The following is a 24688-nucleotide window of genomic DNA, read 5'->3' as shown; positions in this document are numbered from 1 at the left end:
GTTTCAAGATCGCCATCGCCGGCAAGCCGGCTCCTACAGAGAACGTGTGATGTTATTTGCTATTGGTCAGCGTGTTGTAGCTGGTCATCAGGTTGCGGTAGTCCGGGATGTGGTTGGAGAACAGGGTCGCCAGGCCTTCCACGTCGTTGCGCCAGTCGCGATGCAGCTCGCAGGCCAGGCCGAACCAGGTCATCAGTTGCGCGCCGGAGGACGACATGCGGTCCCAGGCCGATTGGCGGGTCAGCTCGTTGAACGTGCCGGAAGCGTCCGTCACCACAAACACGTCAAAACCTTCCGCCAGTGCCGACAGCGCCGGGAATGCCACGCACACCTCGGTCACCACGCCAGCGATGATCAGTTGCTTCTTGCCGGTGGCCTTGATCGCCTTGACGAAGTCTTCGTTGTCCCAGGCGTTGATCTGGCCAGGACGGGCAATGTAAGGCGCATCCGGAAACAGCGCTTTGAGCTCGGGCACCAGCGGGCCGTTGGGGCCGGTTTCGAAACTGGTGGTGAGGATGGTCGGCAATTTGAAGTACTTGGCCAGGTCGGCCAGGGCCAGCACGTTGTTCTTGAAACGGTCCGGTTCGATGTCCCGCACCAGGGACAGCAGGCCAGCCTGATGATCCACCAACAGAACGGCGGCGTTATCCTTGTCGAGACGTTTGTAAGAAGTAGTCATGGGGTCATCCTCGGTTTTAATCGATGCCGAACAGTTCGGCGTGGGGGTGTTTTGATTGATCATTCAGACGCGGCCAGACAAGCGTAGTCAGTCAAGCCTGGCGCGGTGCAACCATCTATCCGTGTATCAACCGCTCATCCGTCCAAACCGGCCCGATTGAAAATCGGCAAAGGCCTGGTGAATCTCTTGCTCGCTGTTCATCACGAACGGGCCGTGGCCGACGATGGGTTCGTCGATCGGCTCGCCGCTGAGCAGCAACACGACGGCGTCGTTATTGGCTTCCAGGCTGAGCTGGTGACCGTTGCGTTCGAACAACGCCAACTGCCCTTCGCGCACCAGCTCCAGGCCGTTGACCTGAACCGTGCCACGCAGCACCACCAGTGCAGTGTTGCGACCTTCATGCAGATCGAGGGTCAGCAACTTGCCGCCGTTGAGGCGCAAGTCCCAGACATCGACCGGGGTGAATGTCCGCGCCGGGCCGGTGTGGCCGTCGAATTCGCCAGCGATCAGGCGCAGGCTGCCGGCCTCGTCCTTGAGCGGGATGCTCGGAATGTCGCCGTCGAGAATCGTCTGGTAACCAGCGTCGGCCATTTTGTCTTTGGCCGGCAGGTTGACCCACAGCTGGACCATTTCCAGGGTGCCGCCGGTTTTGGCGAAGCCTTCGGAGTGGAACTCTTCGTGGAGAATCCCCGAGGCGGCAGTCATCCATTGCACATCGCCCGGGCCGATCTTGCCGCCGCTGCCGGTGGAGTCGCGGTGCTCCAGTTCGCCCTTATAAACGATAGTCACGGTTTCGAAACCGCGGTGCGGATGCTGACCAACGCCACGACGCTCGGTGGTCGGGGTGAATTCAGCAGGGCCGGCGTGATCCAGCAGCAAAAACGGGCTGATGTGTTTGCCCAGGTTGTCGTAGGAAAACAGCGTACGAACCGGAAAACCGTCGCCGACCCAATGGGTCCGTGGGCTGGTGTAGATGCCGATGATGTTTTTCATGCTGCCTCCGAAATCTGTGGTTTGACGCGATGGACAAAGCTTAAAACCGAACCCTTTGGTGCGCTAGACTGCAAAAATCAGCCTTAGCGTTCTATATGGAGAACGATGGTGGAAGACCTCAACACCCTCTACTACTTCACCCAAGTGGTGGAACATCAGGGTTTCGCTGCGGCCGGGCGGGCGCTGGACATGCCCAAATCGAAGCTCAGCCGACGCATCGCCGAGCTCGAAGAGCGCCTCGGTGTACGTCTGTTGCACCGCACCAGCCGGCATTGTTCGCTGACCGAAATCGGCCAGGCGTATTACCAGCGTTGCCTGGCCATGCGCGTGGAAGCGGAAAGCGCCGCCGAACTGATCGAGCGCAACCGCTCCGAACCGCAAGGCCTGGTGCGCATCAGTTGCCCGACCGCGTTGCTCAACTCCTGGGTCGGGCCGATGCTGACCCGCTACATGCTCAAATACCCGCTGGTGGAGTTGTTCATCGAGAGCACCAACCGCCGGGTCGACCTGATCCACGAGGGTTTCGACATTGCCTTGCGCGTGCGCTTTCCGCCGCTGGAGAACACCGACATGGTGATGAAGGTGCTGGGCAACAGTACCCAATGCCTGGTGGGCAGCCCGGCCTTTGCCGAACGCTTGTCGACGCCCGCCTCCCCGGCCGACCTTAGCGGTTTGCCCAGCGTGCATTGGGGCGCGGCGCAGCGTGAATATCAGTGGGAATTGTTCGGTGCGAACGGCGCCAGCGCGCTGATTCGACACGCGCCACGCATGGTCACCGATGACTTGCTGGCCCTGCGTCACGCGGTGCTCGCGGGGATTGGCGTCGCGCACCTGCCCAGCGTGGTGGTGCGCGATGACATTGCCGCCGGACGCCTCGTCGAACTGGTGCCGGGCTGGGCGCCCAAGTGCGGGATCGTCCATGCAATTTTCCCCTCTCGCCGTGGGTTACTGCCGTCGGTGCGGACGTTGATTGACTTTCTCGGTGAGGAATTCACCCACAGCGACATCGCCTAGCCCTTTTTTTGCCGACACGGACGAACCTGTAGGAGCGAGCTTGCTCGCGAAAAACGTGAGAGCTCCGCGGGGTGTCAGACTAGCTGCGTTACCGTTGACCTCCATCGCGAGCAGGCTCGCTCCTACAGCGCCGATGAGTGGGGGCTGGCGGAGTGTTTATTTCGGACATAATATTAGCGCAGATTACAACCATAATATCTGCGCCCGTCCGAGGACACTGAACATGCAAAGCCCCAACCGAGAAGCCACCCTCGCCCAATGGATCGTTCAGGAAGACGCCATGCGCGCACGTCTGGCCGGGCCCGGCAGCCTGTCGTTGGCCGAGGTCAGCGCGCTGTCACCGGCCGAGTTCTTTGAGGGCATCGGCAACGGTGAACTGCCCTCGCCGCCGATTGGCACGCTGATGGACTTCATCCCTATCGAATGGTCGGCCGGGCTGTTCATCTTCCAGGGCACGCCGGACGCCCGGCATTACAACCCGCTGGGCAGCGTGCATGGTGGCTATGCGGCGACCTTGCTGGATTCGTGCATGGGCTGCGCGATTCATACGCAGCTGAAAAAGGGCCAGGGGTATACGACGCTGGATCTGCGCATCAGTTATGTCCGCGCGTTGACCGGCGCCAGCGGACCGGTGCGGGCCGAGGGCAAGATTGTGCACCTGGGGCGTTCGACGGCGCTGGCCGAGGGGCGGATTTATGATGTGGATGGGCGGTTGTATGCGACGGGGTCGACCACCTGCATGATTCTTGAGGCTCGGGGGTAAGGTTTTAGACCGAGTCGTTGCCTTCGCGGGCAAGCCTCGCTCCTACAGAAACAGTGTACCCCCCTGTAGGAGCGAGGCTTGCCCGCGAAGGGGCCAGACCGGACACCATCAATTTCGCAGACATCCCACTATTCATGACTTGCGGTAAACATTGCTTTGCCCATCCAGCGGTTTTTCTCAAGGATGCAGGCACGGATACTCGTGCCCATTCCCACTGCAACCCCTGGAGTCATTGATGTCTATTCCCGCATTCGGTCTTGGTACGTTTCGCTTGCAAGGCCAGGTGGTCATTGATTCGGTGAGCACTGGCCTGGAACTGGGCTACCGCGCCATCGATACCGCGCAAATCTACGAGAACGAAGCCGAGGTCGGCGAGGCCATCGCGGCCAGCGGCATTGCCCGTGAAGAGCTGTTCATCACCAGCAAGATCTGGGTCGCCAACTTCGCCAAGGACCGCTTGATCGACAGCCTCAAAGAGAGCCTGCAAAAACTGCAGACCGACTACCTCGACCTGACACTGATCCACTGGCCATCGCCGGAAAACCAGGTGCCGGTCGAAGAATTCATGGGCGCGTTGCTCGAAGCCAAAAAACTCGGATTGACCCGGCAGATCGGCGTCTCCAACTTCACCGTCGACCTGATGAAACAAGCCATCGCCGCCATCGGTGCCGAGCACATCGCCACCAACCAGATCGAACTGCACCCGTACCTGCAGAACCGCAAGGTCGTCGAGTTCGCGCAAAACCAGGACATCCAGATCACCTCCTACATGACTCTGGCGTACGGCGAAGTGCTGAAAGACCCGGTCATCCAGCAGATTGCCGAGCGTCTGCAAGCAACGCCTGCGCAAGTCACCCTGGCCTGGGCCATGCAATCGGGTTACGCGGTGATCCCGTCGTCGACCAAGCGCGCCAACCTGGAAAGCAACCTCAAGGCCTGCGCCCTGACCCTGAGCGACGCCGACATGGCGTTGATCGCCGGCCTTGAACGCGCCCACCGCCTGACCAGCCCCAAAGGCATCGCGCCGAACTGGGATTAAGCGTCAACCCTGCGCCAGGCGTCGGTCGAGGCACGTCATGGCCTGCAGCAACTGAACGACGGCTTCGTCGATCAGCTCTGGACGGCCATCACCGCAGGCACGCTCGAGGTCCTCGCAGCATTCGATCAGACTGACCGCCCGCACCATCAGCGCCCCGCCCTTGATGCGGTGCGCCAACTTACGCAGGGCATGCTGTTCGCCACTGGCGTGGGCCTTGAGCAACTCATCCCGATCCGTGCGATTGGTCGCGGCCAGGTCGCTCAACAGTTGATTGATCAGCTCGTCGTCCTTGCCGACGTAGCGCTCCAGACCGCTCAAGTCGATGTCGGCGGTTGAGGGTGTTTCGATTTCGAGGGGCGGCACCGCGCCATCGGCAAACCTGCACGCCAACCAGACGCCCAGATCCGCCAGGCGGATCGGTTTGAACAGGCAGTCGTCCATCCCCGCTTCCAGGCAACGGGCCTTCTCCTCGGGCTGCGCATTGGCGGTCAACCCCAGAATCAGGATCGGTTGCAATCCCTGAGTCCGCTCTTCATCGCGGATGGCCCCGGCCAACTCATAACCGCTGAGCACCGGCATGTTGCAGTCGGTAATCAGCACTTCAACATCATACTCGCGCCATCGATCAAGACCTTGCTGGCCATCCTCGGCGTCCATCACCCGGTGGCCCAGGTAGCTCAACTGCCGTGAGAGCAGCAATCGATTGGCCGGGTAATCATCGACCACCAGAATGGTCAGCGGCCGGGTCTGCGCCTGTTCCTCAAGGTCAGGTAACTCACTGGACGGCAACGGTTGCAACGCGGGCAGATCCAGACAGACATCAATCCGCGTGCCCTTCCCCAACACGCTGGCAAGCTGCAATTGACCGCCCATCATTTCGCACAACGTGCGGCTGATCACCAGCCCCAGACCCGAGCCGTTTCGACCTGTTTGCTGGCTGTTTTGCGCCTGCACAAACGGGCTGAACAGTCGCTGCCGATCGATCTCGCTGATACCGATGCCGGTGTCTTCAATGCGCACCGAGACCGCCAGTTGCCCGGCCGCACGGGGCTCGACCCGCAGCGTCAGGCGCACTTCACCTTCTTGGGTGAACTTGATCGCGTTGCTCAGCAGATTGGACAGCACCTGCTTGAAGCGCGTGGGGTCGATCAACACGTCGGCGTCGCTGTGCTCGCCAAGGTCGACGCGCCACTCCAGGTTCTTCTGCCGGGCCAGGCCTTCAAACACCCGGCACACCGATTCGACCAGCGTGCGCAGGTTGGCCCGTTCCGGCGTCAGGGACAAATGCCCGGACTCGATGCGGGCGATGTCCAGGATGTCGCCAATCAACGCCAGCAATTGTTGCCCGGCATTGGCCGCCACCTCGATTGCCGGCCGGTCGGTGACGCCTTCATCCGCTCGCTTCAGCGCCAATTCGAGCATGCCAAGCAGCGCATTCATCGGCGTGCGGATCTCATGGCTCATGGTCGCCAGAAACGTGGTCTTGGCACGGTTCGCCTCATCCGCCGCGTCCTTGGCGTCCTGCAGTTGACTGAGCAATTGCTGACGCAGGCGGATTTGCCGGCGCTGCCAGGCGATCCAGGCCAGCGCCAACAACAGCAAGGCGCCGGCACCGACAAAGGCCTGGAGAATGTCCTGCCGGTGACGCAGCCAGAAGCTCTGTTCAACCATCAGGTCATTGCGCCAATAACCGGTCATTTCATCGATTTCTTCAGGGGAGATACTCAGCAGCGCCTTGTCCAGGATCGAATGCAGCTCAACGGCCTCGCGACCGGTCGCCAGGGTGCTGCGGGCCGGATCGGTGCCGACGGTGCTGGTCACTTGCAGGCGGTCGCGGTATTGCCGGGAAATCATGATCCGGGCACCGATCAACGAGTTGATGGCGCCGTCCGTCCTGCCCTGGGCGACCATTTCCATCCCGTCTGCGGTCAACGGCGCAGTGACCAGTTCGACCTGCGGGAAATGCTGGCGAATGAATTCGCCGGCACTGTTGCCCTGGGTGATGGCCAGTTTTTTTCCCGCCATCTCATCCAGTGTCTGCGGGCTGTCGGATGCAATGCGGGTCACCAGCACATTCGGGCTGGTCAGAAACGGCCGGGTAAATCGCAGTTCTGTTTCACGCTCAATGCTGGGGCTGATCCCGGCGACCACGTCAACATGACCGCTCCTGATCCACTCGAACAATTCGGCCACTGACCGGGTTGGCTGAATGTCGAATTTCAAACCTGTACGCAAACTGATTTTCGCCAGCACATCGATGCTGATGCCCCGGTAATTGCCCCCGTCATCGACGAAGGAAATCGGCATGAGGTTTTGGTTGATCGCCACTCGCACGCGTGGATGATTATTGAGCCAGCGTTGCTCGGCGACACTGAAGTGCAGGGCTTGCGTACCGGCAATGGAAGCCCCGCTGCCGCCCCATCGCCGCAGGATATTCATTCGTTCATTGGTCGGGATCGCCGCCAGCGCCCGGTTGACGATACGTTGCAACTGGAGGTTGTCGAGGTTCATCGCAAACGCAAAACGCCCGGACTCCATACGGGAGAAATCCGCCAGTTGAACGTTGTTGAGGTAATTTTTGCTGATCAGGTGATTGACGCTGATGGCGTCCCCCAGATAGGCGTCAGACTGACCAAACGCAACGGCGCCCACCGCGCCCAGCGTCGAAGGGAACAGCTGCACATTCGCCTTGGGATAAAAAGCCTGCACTTGCTGCTCGGGCAAATAGTGGTACAGCATCGCCAGCCGTTTACCGGCAAGGTCCGGGTCCAGTGGCAGGGATGAATCGGTGCGCGTGACCAGCACCGGTTGATCATCAGCATAGGCACTGGACATCCGCAGTTGTGGATCCTCGACCTCATAACGGTTGGCCGTTCCCAGCAGGTCAGCCGCGCCGTCCTTGATCGCACGCACCGCCTCGTCCCGAGATGCGTAGCGCTGAACATCGATCTCCACGTTCAATAGCTGTTTGAGCAGCCCGGCATAGTCAGCCGTCAGCCCTTCGTAGTCGGTGCCGGTTGTGGTGATGTCGAAGGGCGGATAATCCGGCGCCGAGACGGCCAGTACCAGCCGGCCTTTCTGGCGCAGCACACGCGAATCGGCATCCGACAGTTTGACGTCGTAGCCGTCGACGCTGGAGCGTCCGAGCAGGGTCAGTGATTGCGGTTGTGCGCAGGCAGTCGATGCCCACAAACAGACCGGGAGTACGAGGTATATCAGCCAACGCAATTGCCGAGAGGTACTCACTCAAATCAGACCGTTACGCTGGGCGGTCTCTCTCAAGTGAACCTTGGACTCCACATTGAGTTTTTCCGTCAAACGGGTTTTGTAGGTGCTGATGGTCTTGTGGCTCAGGTTCAAGAGTTTGGCGATTTCCTTGTTGCTTAATCCCTCGGCCAGGTACCGGAATATGGTCAGTTCACGGTCGGAGAGCTTGTCGATCCTCTCCATCTCGCTGAGTTGCATTGTGCTCAACGACACCGAACTCGACGGCAACTTGGCGAAATAGGTGTAACCGGCCATCACCGCCAGCACTGCCTCGTGCAAATGCTTCAAGTCGTTGGCCTTGGAAACATAAGCCCTGGCGCTGGCACGCATGCAGCGGTCCTGATAAAACCTTGGATCTTGCCCGGTGAAAACCAGTACTCGACAACGCTCGTCACTGGCCTGAATGCGGGCCAACACTTCCAGCCCGCCGAGACGGGGCATCATCAGATCCAGCACCACCAGATCGGGTTGATGCTTACGGATCGCTGAAAAGACCTCGTTGCCGTTGGATACCTTATGAATCAGTTTGAATCCCAGCTGTGTAAGCAGCATCGCGACTGCAGTGCACACCACCGGATGATCGTCTGCTATTACCGCTGACTTCATGGCAACTCCCTGTGCAGATACAAGACGATTGGGTAATGAATGCCCATGGGGCAGCCCCCGGCTACACGCAGCAGCTGCGCGAAGACTCTTGCACGGAAACACGTGCCCGACTACCTGACAGAAATGACAGTACCGACGAACGGTAGCTGTGGATCAACGGTCGCCATCAGCCGTTGAATGCACGCCAGATCGGGTAACGCAGCATCACTCACCTGAACCTTTTGCTGCCCGCAAGCCGGGGTCGGCGGCCCGTCATAGATCAAGGCGTGGTGAACCTGTGGGTGATCGAGGAAGAAGTCGCGCAGGTCCAGGGCCCCGTCCGCCAGCGCGGCATTGATGACCACCAGGTCGAAAGGCACGCCGCCGTACTCGGTCAGGGTCAGCAGTTCGGCAAGGCTTTGCACGGGGGCCACGCGGTAATAGTCGAGCCGGTTGAACAGGCGCTCGATTCTCATCCGCTGAAAATGCTGCTCGTCGGCAATCAGGATACGTAACGCTTTGTTCGGCAACCGGGGCCCCCAGGAGGGTTTCAGATTCGTGAGGCCGCAAGGCTACGGAAGAGCCAACGAGCTTTCTGTAGGACTATTCCTAAAACCCGAGACATTTATTCCGTTGCCAGAGCGGATTCAACGCTATTCCGTCGTACTCGGACTCCAGAACGCCTGCACCACCAGCGTCGATGTCGAAATCCGCGCCACCAGCGCATCCAGTTCGTCGCCGTCCACGGACGTCGTCGCGAGGGTCGCCTCCACTTCGATTTCATCTGCGCCGAACGCGTGTACATCAACATCGCTCGCCGGGTAATTGCTGCGCTCAAGTTCCGCTTCCAGCAGCGCCAGCACGGCTTTTTGTTGTGAACGTCGAGCGATCACGTAAACGATGTTGGTGACTTCAGCCGAAATCACATCCAGCGGCTGACGGTTGATGTTGTTGACGATCGGCCGCAGCAAGGTATTGGCCGCGAGTACGAACAGCGTACCGAGCAAGGCCTCCAGGACCAGATCGGCCCCTGCGCAGGCACCGACCGCCGCCGAGGCCCACAGCGTTGCCGCGGTGTTGAGGCCACGCACGTTGCCCTCTTCGCGCATGATCACCCCGGCACCGAGGAAGCCGATGCCGGAGACCACGTAGGCGACTACCCGCACCGCGCCTTCGGCCCCGCCGAGGCGGTTGGCCATGTCGACGAAAATCGCCGCCCCCACCGCGACCAGCACGTTGGTGCGCAGGCCGGCGGTGCGTTGGCGGTATTGGCGCTCGAAGCCGATCAGGCCACCGAGGATGAAGGCCGCGCTGAGGCTGACCAGGGTGTCGACCAGGGAGGTCAGGTTGATGTTGTTGAGTGCTTGCATGAATGTTTTCCTAAATCTTCAGCCTTGTATTCAATTCCTTGTAGGAGCAAGGCTTGCCCGCGAAGAACGATGACGCGGTTTGCTTTGGAAATGAGGCGCGCCCTTCGCGGGCAAGTCGGATCGCCGCACCGCTCGCTCCTACATCTGGCAGCATTACTGCCAGCCAAACCGGCGGATGTAGAAGCCCTTCACCGCCTGGGTGAGCGCCATGTACGCCAGCAGAATCACCGGCAAAAACACAAAGTACAGCGACGGCAGCGCCTGCAATTTGAAGTAGTGCGCCAAGGGTCCCATCGGCAGGAAAATCCCCACGGCCATGATGATTCCAGTCATCACCAGCAGCGGCATGGCGGCGCGGCTTTGCAGGAACGGAATCTTCGGCGTGCGAATCATGTGCACGATCAGCGTCTGGGTCAGCAGCCCGACCACGAACCAGCCGGACTGGAACAGGGTCTGGTGGTCCGGGGTATTGGCGTCGAACACGTACCACATCAAGGCAAACGTCGTGATGTCGAAGATCGAACTGATCGGGCCGAAGAACAGCATGAAGCGCCCGACATCCGCCGGTTGCCAGCGCTGCGGTTGCTTGAGCATTTCTTCGTCGACGTTATCGAACGGGATGGCGATCTGCGAAATGTCATAGAGCAGGTTCTGCACCAGCAGGTGCATCGGCAGCATCGGCAGGAACGGGATGAACGCGCTGGCCACCAGCACCGAGAACACGTTGCCGAAGTTCGAACTCGCGGTCATCTTGATGTACTTGAGCATGTTGGCGAAGGTCCGCCGCCCCTCCAGCACGCCCTCCTCCAGGACCATCAGGCTTTTCTCCAGCAGGATGATGTCCGCCGCTTCCTTGGCGATGTCCACGGCGCTGTCCACCGAAATGCCGATGTCGGCGGTGCGCAGCGCCGGGGCGTCGTTGATGCCATCGCCCATGAACCCGACCACGTGGCCGTTGCCTTTGAGCAGACGGACGATGCGTTCCTTGTGCGACGGCGTCAGTTTGGCGAAGACGTTGGTGGTCTCCACGGCCACCGCCAGTTCGGCGTCGGTCATGCGCTCGATGTCGTTGCCCATCAACAGGCCTTGCTGCTCCAGGCCGACTTCGCGGCAGATCTTCGCGGTCACCAGTTCGTTGTCGCCGGTCAGCACTTTCACCGCCACGCCATGCGCGGCCAGCGCTTTCAGGGCCGGTGCGGTGCTTTCCTTCGGTGGATCGAGAAACGCCACGTAGCCGATCAGCGTCAGTGCCTGCTCATCCGCCAGGCTGTAAGTGTCGCGCCCCTCGATCATTGGCCGCGCGGCAACCGCCACCACCCGCAGCCCCTCGGCATTGAACGAGGCGGTGACCTGACGAATCCGCGCCAGCAGTTCATCGCTCAGTGCTTCATCGCGTTCGCCGTGACGCACCCGCGTGCACACCGCCAACACCTCTTCCACAGCACCTTTGCAGATCAACAGATGCGGTTGACCGCGCTCGGCAACTACCACCGACATGCGCCGCCGGGTGAAGTCGAACGGGATCTCGTCGACTTTGTGAAACGCCGTGCCGACTTTCAGCTCACGGTGGATTTCGACGTGTTCGAGCACCGCCACGTCCAGCAGGTTTTTCAGGCCAGTCTGGTAGTAGCTGTTGAGGTAGGCCATTTCCAGCACGTCGTCGGAGTCGTTGCCCCAGACGTCGACGTTGCGCGCCAGAAAGATTTTGTCCTGGGTCAGGGTGCCGGTCTTGTCCGTGCACAGCACGTCCATGGCGCCGAAGTTCTGGATCGCGTCGAGGCGCTTGACGATGACTTTTTTGCGCGACAGGAACACCGCACCTTTTGCCAGCGTCGAGGTGACGATCATCGGCAGCATTTCCGGGGTCAGGCCCACGGCAATCGACAGTGCGAACAGCAGCGCTTCGGTCCAGTCGCCTTTGGTGAACCCATTGATGAACAGCACCAGCGGCGCCATCACGAACATGAAGCGGATCAGCAACCAGCTGACTTTGTTGACCCCGGTCTGGAACGACGTCGGCGCGCGATCGGTGGCGCCGACCCGCTGGGCCAGCGCGCCAAAATAGGTGCTGTTGCCCGTGGTCAGAATCACCGCGATCGCCGTGCCGGACACGACGTTGGTGCCCATGAACAGGATGTTGTCCAGGTCCAGCGGATTGCTGGTGTCGCTGTCCTGCTGGTGGCGGAATTTTTCCACCGGCATCGATTCGCCGGTCATCGCCGCCTGGCTGACGAACAGGTCCTTGGCGCTGAGTACCCGGCAATCGGCGGGAATCATGTCGCCGGCCGAGAGCACGATCAGATCGCCCGGCACCAGCTGTTTGATGGGGACTTCGGTGCGCAGGGCATCGCGACGCATCACCGTGGCGGTGTTGCTGACCATCGCCTTGAGCGCGTCGGCCGCCTGGTTGGATTTGGTTTCCTGCCAGAAGCGCAGCAAGGTCGAGAGCACCACCATCGAGAAAATCACGATGGCGGCTTTCATGTCCTCGGTCAGCCACGAGATGACCGCGAGCAATGTCAGCAACAGGTTGAACGGGTTTTTGTAGCAGTGCCACAGGTGAGTCCACCACGGCAGCGGTTGCTCGTGCTCGACTTCGTTGAGGCCGAATTGCACGCGCAGTGCATCGGCTTCGGCTTCGCTCAGGCCATCGGTGTGGCTGCCGAGGTTGTGCAGCAGTTGGCCGGTGTCGCTGTTGGCGGCGCTCACCAGAGTTTGCGCCAAGGTGGGCGGCACCTCGCGGCTGACCGTGGTGTCGGTGAAGGTTTCCAGCAGCGCCAGGCGACGGAAGTGTCGGGCGATGTGACGGGTGCGCAGGAATCCGGCGAAGAATTCTTTGAGCAGGTTCAGGTTCATGGCAGTTCCCCCAGGGTCAGCCGGGAAACCTTCCAGCAGGCGTGTCGGTGCACCGCGATGACGACAAAAAGTCGAACATCACGCAGGGTTCAGCGTCGATGAGAGGACGTCGGGACACGGACCAGGACTGGCCGCGATCGGGATGCCGCTGCTCGCTATCAGGCGAGACAACGGCACAAAAGGTTGCGCGTTATCTTGCCGGGTTGTTGCCGGTTATCGAAACCGGCCGACTACTGTCACTCGAACAAGTACCCACTGTGGGTCTCCGCTATTGATGAAAACGCGCGAAGCTTACGCCCCGATTTCTGGAGAGTAAACGATGCATTGGCAAGTCGTCGGGGAATTGCCGGGATCTTCAGGAAGGGTTCAGGATTGGGCATTCGGGTGTCTTTGAAGACGCCATCGCCGGCAAGCCGGCTCCTACAGGGGAATGCGATCAACTGTAGGAGCCGGCTTGCCGGCGATGGCGGCGTGACAGACGCCGAATACCTTAACTGGCAGTCGCCAACAGCAGGTCCACCACCGAACGGCCATGCCCACGGTGCTTGCCATGGTCATACAAAGACCCGGCAATCTCATCCGCGCGAATCGGCAGGATCGACAGCAACGTGTCGCTCAAACCATGGCTCGCCTGACAGAAGCCCTGCATGTAGATGCCGGCCTTGCAGCGCTCGTCGGTGATCAGCTTGTAGTTGCGGTCCACCTCGAAATCACCGAGGTATTGCTCCAGCGGCGCCAGCAGTTTGCGGTGCATCTGACGCTCATAACCGGTGGCCAGTACCACCGCGTCGTAATGCCGAACCGTGACTTCGCCGGTGGCGTTGTTACGCACCGCCAGTTCGATGCCGCGCTCGGTGGCGGTGGCTTTTTCAATAGTGGTCAGGGTACGGAACGCATGGCGCGCGATGCCCGAGACTTTCTGGCGATAGAAGATCCCGTAGATGCGTTCGATCAGGTCAATGTCCACCACCGAATAGTTGGTGTTGTGGTACTCGTTGACCAGACGCTCGCGCTCGCTGCTCGCCTGCTGGAACACCAGGTCGGTGAACTCCGGCGAGAACACTTCGTTGACGAACGGGCTGTCGTCCGCCGGTTTCAGCGCCGAGCCGCGCAGGATCATGTCGACCTGCACCGACGGGAAGCTGTCGTTCAAATCGATGAAGGCTTCCGCCGCGCTCTGCCCGCCACCGATGATCGCGATGCTCATCGGTTGATTGTTCACGCACGGCTGCTTGGCCATCTGCGCCAGGTACTGCGAGTGGTGGAACACCCGACCGTCATCCTTCAGCGCCTTGAACGCTTCGGGAATACGCGGCGTACCACCGGCGCTGACCACCACCGAGCGGGCGGTGCGCACGTGTTGCTGGCCCTGGGTATCGCGGGAGATCACGCGCAACGCTTCGACCTGCTGGTTGTGCAGCACCGGCTCGATGGTCAGCACTTCTTCGCCGTAACGGCTCTGCTCGGCGAATTGCCCGGCGACCCAGCACAGGTAGTCGTTGTATTCCATGCGGCACGGATAGAAGGTGCCGAGGTTGATGAAATCCACCAGACGACCGTGGTGCTTGAGGTAGTTGACGAAGGAATACGGGCTGGTCGGATTGCGCAGGGTCACCAGGTCCTTGAGGAAGGAAATCTGCAATTCGCTCTGGGTCACCAGGGTGTTGCCGTGCCAGCGATAGTCCGCCTGCTTGTCGAGAAACAGTACATCCAGCTCGCCCTGGCTCGGCCCGCGCTCTTGCAGTGCGATGGCCAGCGCCAGGTTCGAAGGGCCGAAACCGACGCCGATCAGGTCGTGAACGATGGGCGATGCAATTGCCTGTGTCATTTCCAGTGTCCTCTGGATGAACCCCTCAACAGTGGGGCGTAAGCCTAAGTGACCTGACCAGCCTTGAGCAGGACAGCAGGTCGTCTGTTGATAGGGAACGAGGACAATGAAACAAAATTTAATATTGTTTTTTTACCCACCGGAGAAGATCAGTGGGCATCCCACTGGCGCATCCGCACGCGGCAATGCTTCATCGCGTTGACGATGTGCTTCTCGACCAGCGCCCGGGAAATCCCCAGGCGTTCGGCGATTTCCGGGTGCGACAGGCCATCGATCTTGCGCAGCAGGAAACTCTCGCGGCACAGCCGTGGCAATTCCGCCAGGGCACGCTGGAGCATTTCCAGGCGCTGGCCGTGGTCGAGGCTGTTGTGCGGGGACGGGGTGAAATAGCGTTCTTCGTTGTCGAGCACTTCCAGCGATTCGACCTGACGCAAGGCATTGCGCCGATGGTCGTCGATCACCAGATTGAGCGCGGTGCGATAAAGGAATGCCCGGGGCTGCTCGATCGGCGTGTCGCTGGAACGCTCCAGAACCCGCACATAAGCGTCATGCACCACATCTTCGGCCACCTGACGGTTGCCCAGCTTGGCGTTGAGGAAACACACCAGCTCGCGATAGTAGTTTTCCAACCATGACTCCCGGCCGCAGGGGTGCGGTTTCTTTCCTTGAGCCACCGCAACGACCGCCGAAATGGGCAGTGGCACGATAGTGGCAGTTCGAGGTGCGTAATTTATAGTAATTCTCATATAGATTTAAAGTATTGCTTCATCTTGCCCGACAAATAGTCGCGAACCTGTAGGAGCGAGCCTGCTCGCGAAGGACTTGAGGGCGACGCGTTTATTCAGGAAGAAACGCGTTATCGGTGACGTCCATCGCGAGCAGGCTCGCTCCTACAGGGGTGATTGTGTCGGCTTGTGTCCGCGCCTAAATTCCCCGCCGCTTTCCTCGTATAAAGGACAGCTCCCCGTCTCTGTCGGCTTCCCGACAGCGTTCAACTGTTGCCGGATTTTGTGCGCAGGCTGAGCGACGGGCCGATATCCATTGGCCGGAACCCTGCATGAAACGTCCCCGACACACCCGACGCGCCCTGCTTGTAGCACTTTGTCTGATCCCCGTTATCGCCGTGGCTGCCTGGCAGGTCATCCCGCCCGGCCGAGACAAATTCGCCACCGTACAAGTCAGTCGGGGTGACATCGAAAGCAGCGTCACGGCGCTGGGCACCCTGCAACCTCGACGCTACGTCGACGTCGGTGCGCAGGCGTCCGGGCAGATCCAGAAGATCCATGTGGAAGTCGGTGATGTGATCAAGGAAGGCCAGTTGCTGGTGGAAATCGATCCGTCCACGCAACAGGCCAAACTCGACGCCGGGCGTTTTTCCGTGGAAAACCTCAAGGCACAACTCGAGGAACAACGGGCACAGCACGAGCTGGCCCGGCAAAAGTTCCAGCGCCAGCAGAACCTCAAGGCCGGCGGCGCCACCCGCGAAGAAGACGTACAAACTGCCCAGGCAGAGCTGCGCGCCACCCAGGCGCGCATCGACATGTTCCAGGCGCAGATCCGCCAGGCCCAGGCCAGCCTGCGCAGCGATCAGGCCGAGCTCGGTTACACGCGCATTTACGCGCCGATGTCCGGCACCGTGGTCGCACTCGACGCACGGGTCGGCCAGACCCTCAACGCGCAACAGCAAACTCCGCTGATTCTGCGCATCGCCAAGTTGTCGCCGATGACGGTCTGGGCCGAAGTCTCGGAAGCCGACATCGGTCACGTCAAACCCGGCATGACGGCCTGGTTCACCACCCTCAGCGGTGGCAAGCGGCGCTGGAGCAGCACCGTGCGGCAAATCCTGCCGGTGCCGCCCAAGCCTCTGGACCAGACCAGCCAGGGCGGTGGCAGCCCGACCAGTTCGAGCAAAAGCGGCAGCGCTCGCGTGGTGCTGTACACCGTGCTGCTCGACGTCGATAACGCCGACAACGCACTGATGGCGGAAATGACCACACAAGTGTTCTTCGTGTCCGACCAGGCGAAAGACGTGCTCACCGCGCCTATCGCCGCGTTGCAAGGCGGCACGCAACCGAACATCCAGACCGCGCAGGTCGTTGCCAAAAGCGGCCGCATCGAGCAACGCGACGTTCGCACCGGCATCAGCGATCGCCTGCGGGTGCAAATCCTCGATGGCTTGCAGGAAGGCGATCACCTGTTGATCGGCCCGGTCGACGGGAGTGGCGGCTAGATGCTGACGCCCCTGATCGACCTGCAGGACATCCGCAAATCCTACGGCGGCGGCGATTCACCTGAAGTTCACGTGTTGCGCGGTATCGACCTGTCGATCCATGCCGGGGAGTTCGTGGCGATTGTTGGCGCGTCCGGTTCCGGCAAGTCGACGCTGATGAACATCCTCGGTTGCCTCGACCGCCCGACGTCCGGTGAATACCGCTTCGCCGGGGAAAACGTCGCCGGGCTCGACAGCGATGAACTGGCCTGGCTGCGCCGCGAAGCCTTTGGTTTTGTGTTCCAGGGCTATCACCTGATTCCGTCCGGCTCGGCCCAGGAAAACGTCGAGATGCCGGCGATCTACGCAGGCACCCCGGCCGCCGAACGCCACGCCCGCGCTGCCGCCCTGCTCGACCGCCTCGGCCTCGCCTCACGCACCGGCAACCGCCCGCACCAACTCTCCGGCGGCCAGCAACAACGCGTATCCATCGCTCGCGCCTTGATGAACGGCGGCCACATCATCCTCGCCGACGAACCCACCGGCGCCCTCGACAGCCACAGCGGTGCCGAGGTGATGACGTTGCTGGATGAACTGGCGAGCCAGGGCCACGTGGTGATCCTCATCACCCACGACCGCGAAGTCGCGGCCCGGGCCAAACGCATCATCGAAATCCGCGACGGGCTGATCATCAGCGACAGCGCCCACGACAACCCCGACGTACAAACCTCAGCCAACCCCGGCGCCCTGCAAGCCGTGGATTTGCGCAAGCGCCTGAGCGAAGGCGCGGAGGCCACGGGGGCCTGGAAAGGCGAACTGGTGGACGCCGTACACGCGGCCTGGCGGGTGATGTGGATCAACAAGTTTCGCACCGCGCTGACCCTGCTCGGGATCATCATCGGCGTTGCGTCGGTGGTGGTGATGCTGGCCGTCGGTGAAGGCAGCAAGCGCCAGGTGATGGCGCAGATGGGCGCGTTCGGCTCGAACATCATTTACCTCAGCGGCTCGGCACCGAACCCGCGAACACCGCTGGGCATCATCACCCTCGATGACGTCGCGGCGGTCGGCAGCCTGCCGCAGGTGACGCGCATCATGCCGGTCAACGGCCAGGAGGCCGGGGTGCGCTTCGGCAACCTCGACCACTTGAGCTACGTCGGCGGCAACGACACCAACTTCCCGGCGATCTTCAATTGGCCGGTGGTGGAAGGCAGCTATTTCACCCAGGACGATGAACGCAACGCGGCGGCCGTCGCAGTGATCGGGCACAAGGTGCGGACCAAATTGCTCAAGGACGTGGCCAACCCGATCGGCCAGTACATCCTGATCGAAAACGTGCCGTTCCAGGTGGTCGGCGTGCTCGCGGAAAAAGGTGCCAGCTCCGGTGACACCGACAGCGACGACCGCATCGCCATCCCGTATTCCGCCGCGAGTGTGCGGCTGTTCGGCACCCACAACCCCGAGTACGTGGCCATCGCCGCGGCCGATGCGCGCAAGGTCAAAGAGACGGAAACCGCCATCGAGCAGTTGATGTTGCGCCTGCACGACGGCAAAAAGGATTTCGAACTGACCAACAACGCCGCAATGATTCAGGCCGAAGCGCGCACGCAAAATACCCTGTCGCTGATGCTCGGTTCGATCGCCGCGATTTCGCTGTTGGTGGGCGGGATTGGCGTGATGAACATCATGCTCATGACTGTGCGCGAACGCACCCGCGAGATCGGCATCCGCATGGCCACCGGCGCCCGCCAGCGCGACATCCTGCGGCAGTTCCTCACCGAAGCGGTGATGCTCTCGGTGGTCGGCGGCCTCGCCGGCATTGCCTTGGCGCTGATCGTCGGCGGCGTGCTGATTCTCAGCGAAGTGGCCGTCGCGTTCTCTTTGATAGCGGTACTCGGTGCCTTCGGCTGCGCCCTGGTCACCGGTGTTGTCTTCGGCTTCATGCCGGCCCGCAAAGCTGCCCGGCTCGACCCGGTCACGGCCCTTACCAGTGAATGATCGATCTATGAAAGCGCCACTCAGCCTGTTGACCCTCTGCGTGTTGCTCAGCGCGTGCGCCAACCCGGACCCGCGCCCGGACAGTGGCCTGCAGCCGCCGCCCACCTGGCAGTCGGCACACCATGAAAACGCCTTGATGCAGAACGCCCAGTGGTGGACGCACTTTGGCAGCCCGCAGCTCGATCAACTGATTGAACAGGCCCGCGTCGGCAGTTATGACCTGGCGGCCGCACTGGCCCGGGTTCGCCAGGCCCAGGCCACCACCGTGATCGCCGGCGGTTCGCTGTTGCCGGAAGTGAAGGCCGCGGGGAACGCCAATCGCCAGAAGCTGATGCGCGGCAACGGCTACAGCCAACTGGACGCCGACAACAGCAACAAGGCGGTGGATTACTTCGACGCCAGCCTCAGCGCCAGTTATGAAATCGATTTCTGGGGCGGCCAGCGCGCCTCCCGTGACAGCGCGCAATTCGGCCTGCGAGCCAGTGAGTTCGATCGCGATACGGTTGAGTTGACGCTGCTCAGCGCGGTCGCCAGCACCTACGCGCAAGCGTTGTCATTGCAGGAACAGCACCGTATCGCGCAGCTCAATCTGGCGAACGCGCAGAAGGTTCTGAACCTGGTACAAACCCGCTTCGACTCAGGCTCTGCCACGGCTCTGGAACTGGCCCAGCAAAAAAGCCTGGTGGCCGCGCAACAACGGCAGTTGCCGCTGGTGCAGCAACAAGCCGAAGAAGCACGGATCACCCTCGCCGCCCTCCTCGGCCGTCCGGTTCAGGAACTGAAGCTTGATGATCAGCGCTTCGACCAGCTCAGTTGGCCGGTCATCGGTGCGGGCGTGCCCAGCGATTTGCTCAACCGTCGCCCGGACATCGCTCGCGCCGAAGCGCAACTGGCGGCCGCACGCGCCGATGTGACCGTGGCCCGGGCGAAAATGCTGCCCACCGTGACATTGAGCGCCCAGATCGGTTCTGGCGCCGATACGTTCAGCGATGTGCTGCGCAGCCCGTTCTACAACCTCACCGCCGGATTGGTCGCGCCGATTTTCAACAACGGTCGCCTGAGCGCCGAACGTGATAAAGCCACGGCGCGCCAGGAAGAACTGCTGGAAACCTACCGTGGCGCGATCATCAACGGCTTTGCCGACGCGGAAAAAGCCCTGACCGGCATTCGCGGACTGGACGCCCAGCGCCAATGGCAAAGTGAAGAATTGAATCAGGCGCAAACGGCTTTCGACATTGCGCAAAGCCGCTATCAGGCCGGGGCCGAGGATTTGCTGACGGTGCTGGAGACGCAACGCACGCTGTATGCCGCGCAGGATTTGAATGTGCAGCTGCGGTTGGCGAGGTTGCAGGCGAGTGTTGCGTTGTACAAGGCGCTTGGGGGTGGATGGCAGGTGTTGTGATTTGCAGCGATCTCAGAATGGCCATCGCGAGCAGGCTCGCTCCCACATTGGATCTATGGCGAACACATTATGTGTGAACACCCGAGATCAACTGTGGGAGCGAGCCTGCTCGCGATTGAACGATAACGCGGTACGCCTGATTAACTGGTCATCGGTTTAGCCTTCAAATTCCGCGCATACCAAGGCCGTTGCGGCACCTTGCGGAACAGGTCTTCCAACTTTTTCTCGTCTTCACCAAAAGTAATCCGCAGCGCCAGTTTCATGGTTTCCGGGTCCATTTCCACCGACTTGCCCACCTGCAACCCCGGCGTGGTGTTGCAGCCGTGGGTGCTCGGGCCGAGCCACGGATCGTCGATCTCGACCCAGCGACCAGGCGCGAACCACGGCACACCATTGACCTCCAGCCGCCTGACTTCCCCCGGATGAAAGCGCTCGTGCGCACGGAACCAGTCTTCGAGACGGTCATCGATCCAGCCATGGAAATGCCAGAACACCGGGTTCACATGGGAGGAAAACGGGTCGCCAAGAAAGTCGTTTTCCGCCGCGAACCAACGGGCGGAAAAGTCTGCGGTGTCCCGCGCGAACGGCACAGGCTGACCGTTGGACGGATCGCGGGGCACCGACGCCCAGCGCATGTGCAGCCAGTCATGCAGCCCGAGTTCGACCTCGGAACCGAACTGCCCCAAGGTCAATTTCGACAAGTAACGCGGGTCACGGTATCGCGACTCCCAGACCTGAAAATTGCTGTGGTAGGTCTCGGCGGTCTTGAGATCGGCCACCCACTGCGAGTATTCGTCATCGTCTTCGGCGCGCCAGGCCGGCGGCAAAGCGGTGCCGTCGTGGTTGTCGAAGTAACGGGCAAAGCCCTGGCGATCACGCACCAGTTCCGGTTGCGGCAACGGAAATTGCTGCCACGACGGCAAGTCTTGCAGGGAGCGCGCGGTGCCGAGCATGTGCCGGTGCATGAAGAAAAAGTCGATGCCCGAGCCATTGCGGTCCTTGCGCGGCCCGCGTGCATCGCGCTCCTTGTCCCGAAGCCCCGGCTGCCAGCCGATGCCGCGCAAGGCGTTGCGCTTGTCTTCGGACAAGGTGTGCCATTTGTCGCGGGAGGCGTGCCAGAGCTGATGGAACAAGCGGTGCTCGGGCGAAATCAGCCACGCCAGCAACGCCGGGCCCAGGCCCGTGCGCTCACGCGCTTCAGGGAACACCTGTTTGACCGCGACGAAACGGTTGTCCTGGGCGGTCAGGGCCAACGGACGATCCAGACGCAGCACACGCCCACTCAAGGTGCCGCTGCCGGCATTGCCGAACGCGGCCCAGACTTCGTCCAGCTTGAAGGTGAATTCGTAGTCCGGCGTCCCGGTCGGGGATCGGGAATCGATCAGGCGCCAGCTCAGCTCTTTGTTGTCTACGCCCGCCAGATCGCCGAGGACGCGATAGCGCGGCGGCGGTGCGGCACGCAGCGCCTCGAAAGTATCGAGAAAACCGTTGAGCCCACGGCCCTTGTGACCGACGTCGAGCAGCAGTTGCAAACCCTCGCGAGGCAAGCCGTCGAGCCCCGCGTCACGCCCCTCGAAGCGAATGTCCCAGACGCCCTGCAAGGTGTTGGCCAAACGCTGACCGGCCACATCCGCGACGTCGAATGACGCTTCGCCGGGGGTAATGGTCGGGTCCGGTTTTGTCAGTTCGCGATGCCCGTAATACGCCGCAGGCAGGGCGGCGCCGGTCAGTGCCAGACCCGCCAGGAACCATCGTCGAGAAATCGTCATTGCCCTACCTGTGTCAGCCATGGAGCAGGCTTTATCCAAGCTAGAACGTTTGTTGCCTCGACAAATTTAAGAGCTTCGCGGGCAAGCCTCGCTCCTACAGGTCGGCATACAAACCCTGTAGGAGCGAGCGGTGCGGCGATCCGACTTGCCCGCGAAGAGACCCTCAGCCGCACTAAATTTCCCAGCCAGCCACTCGTTCTTCCCAGATAGCAAAGGCCCCCGCGCCTGCACCCTCGACGGCGAACCTGACTGAGATGGCAATGACAAAACCTCGTTCGAAAAAGGCTCTTTTCATTGGCCTGCCCCTGGCGCTGGCCATCGCTGGCGCGGCAGGGTTTGCGGCCTGGGATTACTGGCTCAACGACAACCCCGGCTACCCGGTCGCGGTGATGAAACAGGCCGATGAACTGCAAGAACGCATCCTCTCCTTCGACAGCCACATCACCGTGCCCATGGATTTCGGCACCGCCGAAAACGAAGCCGACAAGGACGGCAGCGGCCAGTTCGACCTGGTCAAGACGGCGCGTGGTCGCCTGTCCGGCGCGGCGCTGACCATTTTCGGCTGGCCCGAAATCTGGAACGGCGACAACGCCCCGCACCGCCCGACCGCCGGGTTCATCGACGAAGCCCGTCACGAGCAGGAGACTCGCTACAAAATCATCACCACCCTGGTGCGCGACTTCCCCAATCAGGTGGCCATTGCCTACACCCCGGACGATTTCCGACGCCTGCACGGCGAAGGCAAGTTCGCCGTGTTCATCAGCATGCTCAACGCCTACCCGCTGGGCAACGACGTCAACGCCCTGGATAAGTGGGCCGCGCGCGGAATGCGCATGTTCGGCTTCAGTTACGTGGGCAACAACGCCTGGGCCGATTCGTCCCGGCCGCTGCCGTTTTTCAATGATTCCCGTGATGCGCTGGGCGGCCTGTCAGAGCTGGGCAAACAAGCGGTGCATCGCCTGAACGACCTCGGGGTCATCATCGATGTGTCGCAAATGTCGACCAAAGCGCTTGAGCAAGTCAGCCAATTGAGCCGCGCACCGATGGTCGCCTCGCACTCGGCGCCACGGGCGCTGGTGGACATCCCGCGCAACCTCAGCGACAACGAAATGCAGCTGATCAAGAACAGCGGCGGCGTGGTGCAGATCGTCGGCTTCCCGACCTACATCAAGCCACTGAGCCAGGGCACCCAGGACAAACTCAACGCCCTGCGTGCGCGTTTCGACCTGCAACCGCTGCAAGGCCTGGAGATGGCGCTGATGCCCGGCGACCCAGTGATCACTGTGTGGTCGGAACAGCGTTTCGGCGAATACGCCAGTCAGCTCTACGGCATTGTCGATGAAGAACCCAAGGCCACCCTCAAGGATTACGGCGACGCCATCGACTACGCCGTGAAAAAAATCGGCATCGATCACGTCGGCATCAGCTCCGACTTCAACGACGGTGGCGGCCTGAACGGCTGGAAAGACGTCAGCGAGGCACGCAACGTGACCGCCGAACTGATCAGCCGCGGCTACAGCGAAGCCGACATCGCCAAGCTCTGGGGCGGCAATTTCCTGCGCGTCTGGGATCAGGTGCAGAAGTCCTCCAGACCCGTCGCCAAACACTGACATTCACTTTGCCAAGCGAACCGAATTCATGACCAACCGTCGTACATTCCTCAAGCAGGCCGGCATTGTCGCGGCCGCCATTCCCCTGGGTTCAGCGGTCAGCCTGCCGGCGCTGGCCGCCACGCCGGCGCCGCTGCCCAAAGACAAATGGGCGCAGTTTCGCCAGCTGTTCAATCAGGATCCCGATTACCTGCACTTCGCCAACTTCCTGGTGACCTCACACCCGCGTCCCGTGCGCGAAGCCATCGAGATGCACCGCGCCAACCTCGACCGCAACCCCGGCCTGGCGATGGACTGGCATCGCGGCGAAACCGAACGCCGTGAAGAAGACGTGCGCGTGTGGGCCGGCCATTACTTGAAAGCCAAGCCTTCGCAGATCGCCCTGAGCGGCAGCACCACCGAAGGCCTGGCGATGATTTACGCCGGCATTCACGTGCGTCCGGATCAGGAAATCCTGACCAGCGAACATGAGCACTACGCCGCCAACAGCGTGTTTGAGTTCCGCACGCAAAAGGACGGAACCAAGGTTCGTAAAATCAAATTGTTCGAAGACCCGTACAAGGTCTCGACGAAAGAAATACTGGCCTCCATTGCCCGCAACATTCGCCCCGAGACTCGCGTGCTCGGCATGACCTGGGTGCATTCCGGCAGCGGTGTGAAGCTGCCCATCGGCGAGATCGGCAAACTGGTCGCCGAGAAAAACCGCGACCGCCAGGAAAAGGATCGCATCCTGTATGTGGTCGATGGCGTCCACGGCTTCGGCGTGGAAAACCTCGATTTCCCGGACATGCATTGCGACTACTTCATCGCCGGCACCCACAAATGGATGTTCGGCCCACGGGGCACCGGGATCATCTGCGCGCGCTCCGATGACATGAAGGACCTCACGCCGACCATCCCGACGTTCTCCGAAGCGACCACGTTTTCGACCGTTATGACCTACGGCGGCTATCACTCGTTTGAACACCGCTGGGCGCTGACCGAAGCCTTCAAGTTGCATCTGGACCTGGGCAAGGCCGAGGTTCAGGCACGCATCCATGAAATCAACAGCTACCTGAAAAAACGCTTGCAGGAGCATCCATCTGTGGAGCTCGTCACGCCGTTGTCGCCCGAGTATTCCGCCGGCTTCACGTTCTTCCGGATCAAGAACCGCGACTGCGAAGAAGTCGCCAATTTCCTGATGGACCAGCGCGTGGTCTGCGATGCCGTGGACCGCGATGTCGGCCCGATCATTCGCCTGTCGCCGGGCCTGCTCAACACCGAGGCGCACATCGATCGCGTCATGGCGCTGTTGGCCAGCAAGCTCTGA

The 24688-nt window shown here is 61.3% G+C and carries 18 protein-coding genes; 8 read left to right on the top strand and 10 right to left on the bottom strand.

Annotation, left to right across the window (positions count from 1 at the left end):
- Positions 1–52: 52 nt before the first annotated feature.
- Both ycaC and KGA97_RS10620 read right to left on the bottom strand, forming a co-directional pair.
- A complete protein-coding gene (gene ycaC, locus KGA97_RS10625; RefSeq protein WP_008032356.1) occupies positions 53–679 on the bottom strand; it encodes an isochorismate family cysteine hydrolase YcaC in 627 nt (208 codons plus the stop codon).
- A gap of 126 nt (positions 680–805) precedes the next feature.
- Positions 806–1672: a pirin family protein gene (locus KGA97_RS10620; RefSeq protein WP_192228887.1), complete on the bottom strand. Its 867-nt coding sequence runs from the start codon at positions 1670–1672 to the stop codon at positions 806–808.
- 105 nt (positions 1673–1777) lie between these two features.
- Between KGA97_RS10620 and KGA97_RS10615 the strand changes: the two genes are divergently transcribed.
- The 3 genes from KGA97_RS10615 (at position 1778) to dkgB (ending at position 4488) form a co-directional block, all read left to right on the top strand.
- Positions 1778–2686, top strand: a complete 909-nt coding sequence (locus tag KGA97_RS10615) for a LysR substrate-binding domain-containing protein (RefSeq protein ID WP_008032353.1) — start codon at positions 1778–1780, stop codon at positions 2684–2686.
- A gap of 223 nt (positions 2687–2909) precedes the next feature.
- The gene (locus KGA97_RS10610; protein WP_008032351.1) at positions 2910–3449 is read left to right on the top strand and encodes a PaaI family thioesterase; all 540 of its coding nucleotides are present in this window, start codon (positions 2910–2912) and stop codon (positions 3447–3449) included.
- A gap of 235 nt (positions 3450–3684) precedes the next feature.
- Entirely contained in the window at positions 3685–4488 is an 804-nt protein-coding gene (dkgB, locus tag KGA97_RS10605) for a 2,5-didehydrogluconate reductase DkgB (RefSeq protein WP_207286037.1), read from the top strand.
- Positions 4489–4491: 3 nt separating this feature from the next.
- Here the strand turns inward: dkgB and KGA97_RS10600 are convergent, their stop codons facing one another.
- The 7 genes from KGA97_RS10600 to KGA97_RS10570 form a co-directional block, all read right to left on the bottom strand.
- On the bottom strand, positions 4492–7734 hold the full coding sequence (locus tag KGA97_RS10600) for a transporter substrate-binding domain-containing protein (RefSeq protein WP_223480746.1): 3243 nt from the start codon (positions 7732–7734) through the stop codon (positions 4492–4494).
- Complete coding sequence (locus KGA97_RS10595; RefSeq protein WP_008039990.1) at positions 7735–8361, bottom strand: response regulator transcription factor; 627 nt, start codon at positions 8359–8361, stop codon at positions 7735–7737. It lies immediately after the preceding gene.
- Between the two features lie 110 nt (positions 8362–8471).
- The gene (locus KGA97_RS10590) at positions 8472–8870 is read right to left on the bottom strand and encodes a chemotaxis protein CheY (RefSeq protein WP_223480745.1); all 399 of its coding nucleotides are present in this window, start codon (positions 8868–8870) and stop codon (positions 8472–8474) included.
- Positions 8871–8993: 123 nt separating this feature from the next.
- Positions 8994–9710 carry an MgtC/SapB family protein gene (locus KGA97_RS10585; RefSeq protein WP_008032341.1) on the bottom strand — a complete coding sequence of 239 codons (717 nt, stop codon included), beginning with the start codon at positions 9708–9710 and terminating at the stop codon, positions 8994–8996.
- Between the two features lie 153 nt (positions 9711–9863).
- Entirely contained in the window at positions 9864–12566 is a 2703-nt protein-coding gene (gene mgtA / locus KGA97_RS10580) for a magnesium-translocating P-type ATPase (protein WP_223414210.1), read from the bottom strand.
- 490 nt (positions 12567–13056) lie between these two features.
- Positions 13057–14394, bottom strand: coding sequence for a lysine N(6)-hydroxylase/L-ornithine N(5)-oxygenase family protein (locus KGA97_RS10575; protein WP_008039987.1), 1338 nt, complete (start codon positions 14392–14394; stop codon positions 13057–13059).
- A gap of 149 nt (positions 14395–14543) precedes the next feature.
- On the bottom strand, positions 14544–15023 hold the full coding sequence (locus KGA97_RS10570) for a sigma-70 family RNA polymerase sigma factor (protein ID WP_008032335.1): 480 nt from the start codon (positions 15021–15023) through the stop codon (positions 14544–14546).
- 428 nt (positions 15024–15451) lie between these two features.
- Between KGA97_RS10570 and KGA97_RS10565 the strand changes: the two genes are divergently transcribed.
- Genes KGA97_RS10565 through KGA97_RS10555 form a run of 3 tightly spaced genes read left to right on the top strand, consistent with a single transcriptional unit; the run spans position 15452 to position 20000 of the window.
- Positions 15452–16624 carry an efflux RND transporter periplasmic adaptor subunit gene (locus tag KGA97_RS10565; protein ID WP_223480744.1) on the top strand — a complete coding sequence of 391 codons (1173 nt, stop codon included), beginning with the start codon at positions 15452–15454 and terminating at the stop codon, positions 16622–16624.
- On the top strand, positions 16625–18598 hold the full coding sequence (locus KGA97_RS10560) for a MacB family efflux pump subunit (protein ID WP_008039985.1): 1974 nt from the start codon (positions 16625–16627) through the stop codon (positions 18596–18598).
- A gap of 7 nt (positions 18599–18605) precedes the next feature.
- Positions 18606–20000 carry an efflux transporter outer membrane subunit gene (locus tag KGA97_RS10555; protein WP_223480743.1) on the top strand — a complete coding sequence of 465 codons (1395 nt, stop codon included), beginning with the start codon at positions 18606–18608 and terminating at the stop codon, positions 19998–20000.
- Between the two features lie 140 nt (positions 20001–20140).
- On the opposite strand, the gene KGA97_RS10550 is transcribed toward KGA97_RS10555, so the two are convergent.
- On the bottom strand, positions 20141–21769 hold the full coding sequence (locus KGA97_RS10550) for a PvdJ/PvdD/PvdP-like protein (protein WP_223480742.1): 1629 nt from the start codon (positions 21767–21769) through the stop codon (positions 20141–20143).
- A gap of 260 nt (positions 21770–22029) precedes the next feature.
- Between KGA97_RS10550 and pvdM the strand changes: the two genes are divergently transcribed.
- Both pvdM and KGA97_RS10540 read left to right on the top strand, forming a co-directional pair.
- Positions 22030–23379 carry a pyoverdine-tailoring dipeptidase-like protein PvdM gene (gene pvdM, locus KGA97_RS10545; RefSeq protein WP_192418054.1) on the top strand — a complete coding sequence of 450 codons (1350 nt, stop codon included), beginning with the start codon at positions 22030–22032 and terminating at the stop codon, positions 23377–23379.
- 28 nt (positions 23380–23407) lie between these two features.
- Positions 23408–24688, top strand: coding sequence for an aminotransferase class V-fold PLP-dependent enzyme (locus tag KGA97_RS10540; RefSeq protein ID WP_223480741.1), 1281 nt, complete (start codon positions 23408–23410; stop codon positions 24686–24688).

Origin of the sequence: Pseudomonas sp. BF-B-15, from assembly GCF_019946675.1 — a bacterium.
GTDB classification, from domain to species: Bacteria; Pseudomonadota; Gammaproteobacteria; order Pseudomonadales; family Pseudomonadaceae; genus Aquipseudomonas; species Aquipseudomonas migulae.
The sequence above is the reverse complement of the archived record's forward strand: the minus strand, read 5'-3'. Positions and strand labels throughout refer to the sequence as shown.

Coding starts and splice junctions, on each gene's coding strand:
- KGA97_RS10555 (WP_223480743.1), top strand. CDS start 18,606: ATGAAAGCGCCACTCAGCCTGTTGACCCTCTGCGTGTTGCTCAGCGCG.
- KGA97_RS10575 (WP_008039987.1), bottom strand. CDS start 14,394: ATGACACAGGCAATTGCATCGCCCATCGTTCACGACCTGATCGGCGTC.
- KGA97_RS10540 (WP_223480741.1), top strand. CDS start 23,408: ATGACCAACCGTCGTACATTCCTCAAGCAGGCCGGCATTGTCGCGGCC.
- KGA97_RS10565 (WP_223480744.1), top strand. CDS start 15,452: ATGAAACGTCCCCGACACACCCGACGCGCCCTGCTTGTAGCACTTTGT.
- KGA97_RS10595 (WP_008039990.1), bottom strand. CDS start 8,361: ATGAAGTCAGCGGTAATAGCAGACGATCATCCGGTGGTGTGCACTGCA.
- KGA97_RS10550 (WP_223480742.1), bottom strand. CDS start 21,769: ATGACGATTTCTCGACGATGGTTCCTGGCGGGTCTGGCACTGACCGGC.
- pvdM (WP_192418054.1), top strand. CDS start 22,030: ATGACAAAACCTCGTTCGAAAAAGGCTCTTTTCATTGGCCTGCCCCTG.
- KGA97_RS10585 (WP_008032341.1), bottom strand. CDS start 9,710: ATGCAAGCACTCAACAACATCAACCTGACCTCCCTGGTCGACACCCTG.
- mgtA (WP_223414210.1), bottom strand. CDS start 12,566: ATGAACCTGAACCTGCTCAAAGAATTCTTCGCCGGATTCCTGCGCACC.
- KGA97_RS10620 (WP_192228887.1), bottom strand. CDS start 1,672: ATGAAAAACATCATCGGCATCTACACCAGCCCACGGACCCATTGGGTC.
- ycaC (WP_008032356.1), bottom strand. CDS start 679: ATGACTACTTCTTACAAACGTCTCGACAAGGATAACGCCGCCGTTCTG.
- KGA97_RS10615 (WP_008032353.1), top strand. CDS start 1,778: ATGGTGGAAGACCTCAACACCCTCTACTACTTCACCCAAGTGGTGGAA.
- dkgB (WP_207286037.1), top strand. CDS start 3,685: ATGTCTATTCCCGCATTCGGTCTTGGTACGTTTCGCTTGCAAGGCCAG.
- KGA97_RS10560 (WP_008039985.1), top strand. CDS start 16,625: ATGCTGACGCCCCTGATCGACCTGCAGGACATCCGCAAATCCTACGGC.
- KGA97_RS10610 (WP_008032351.1), top strand. CDS start 2,910: ATGCAAAGCCCCAACCGAGAAGCCACCCTCGCCCAATGGATCGTTCAG.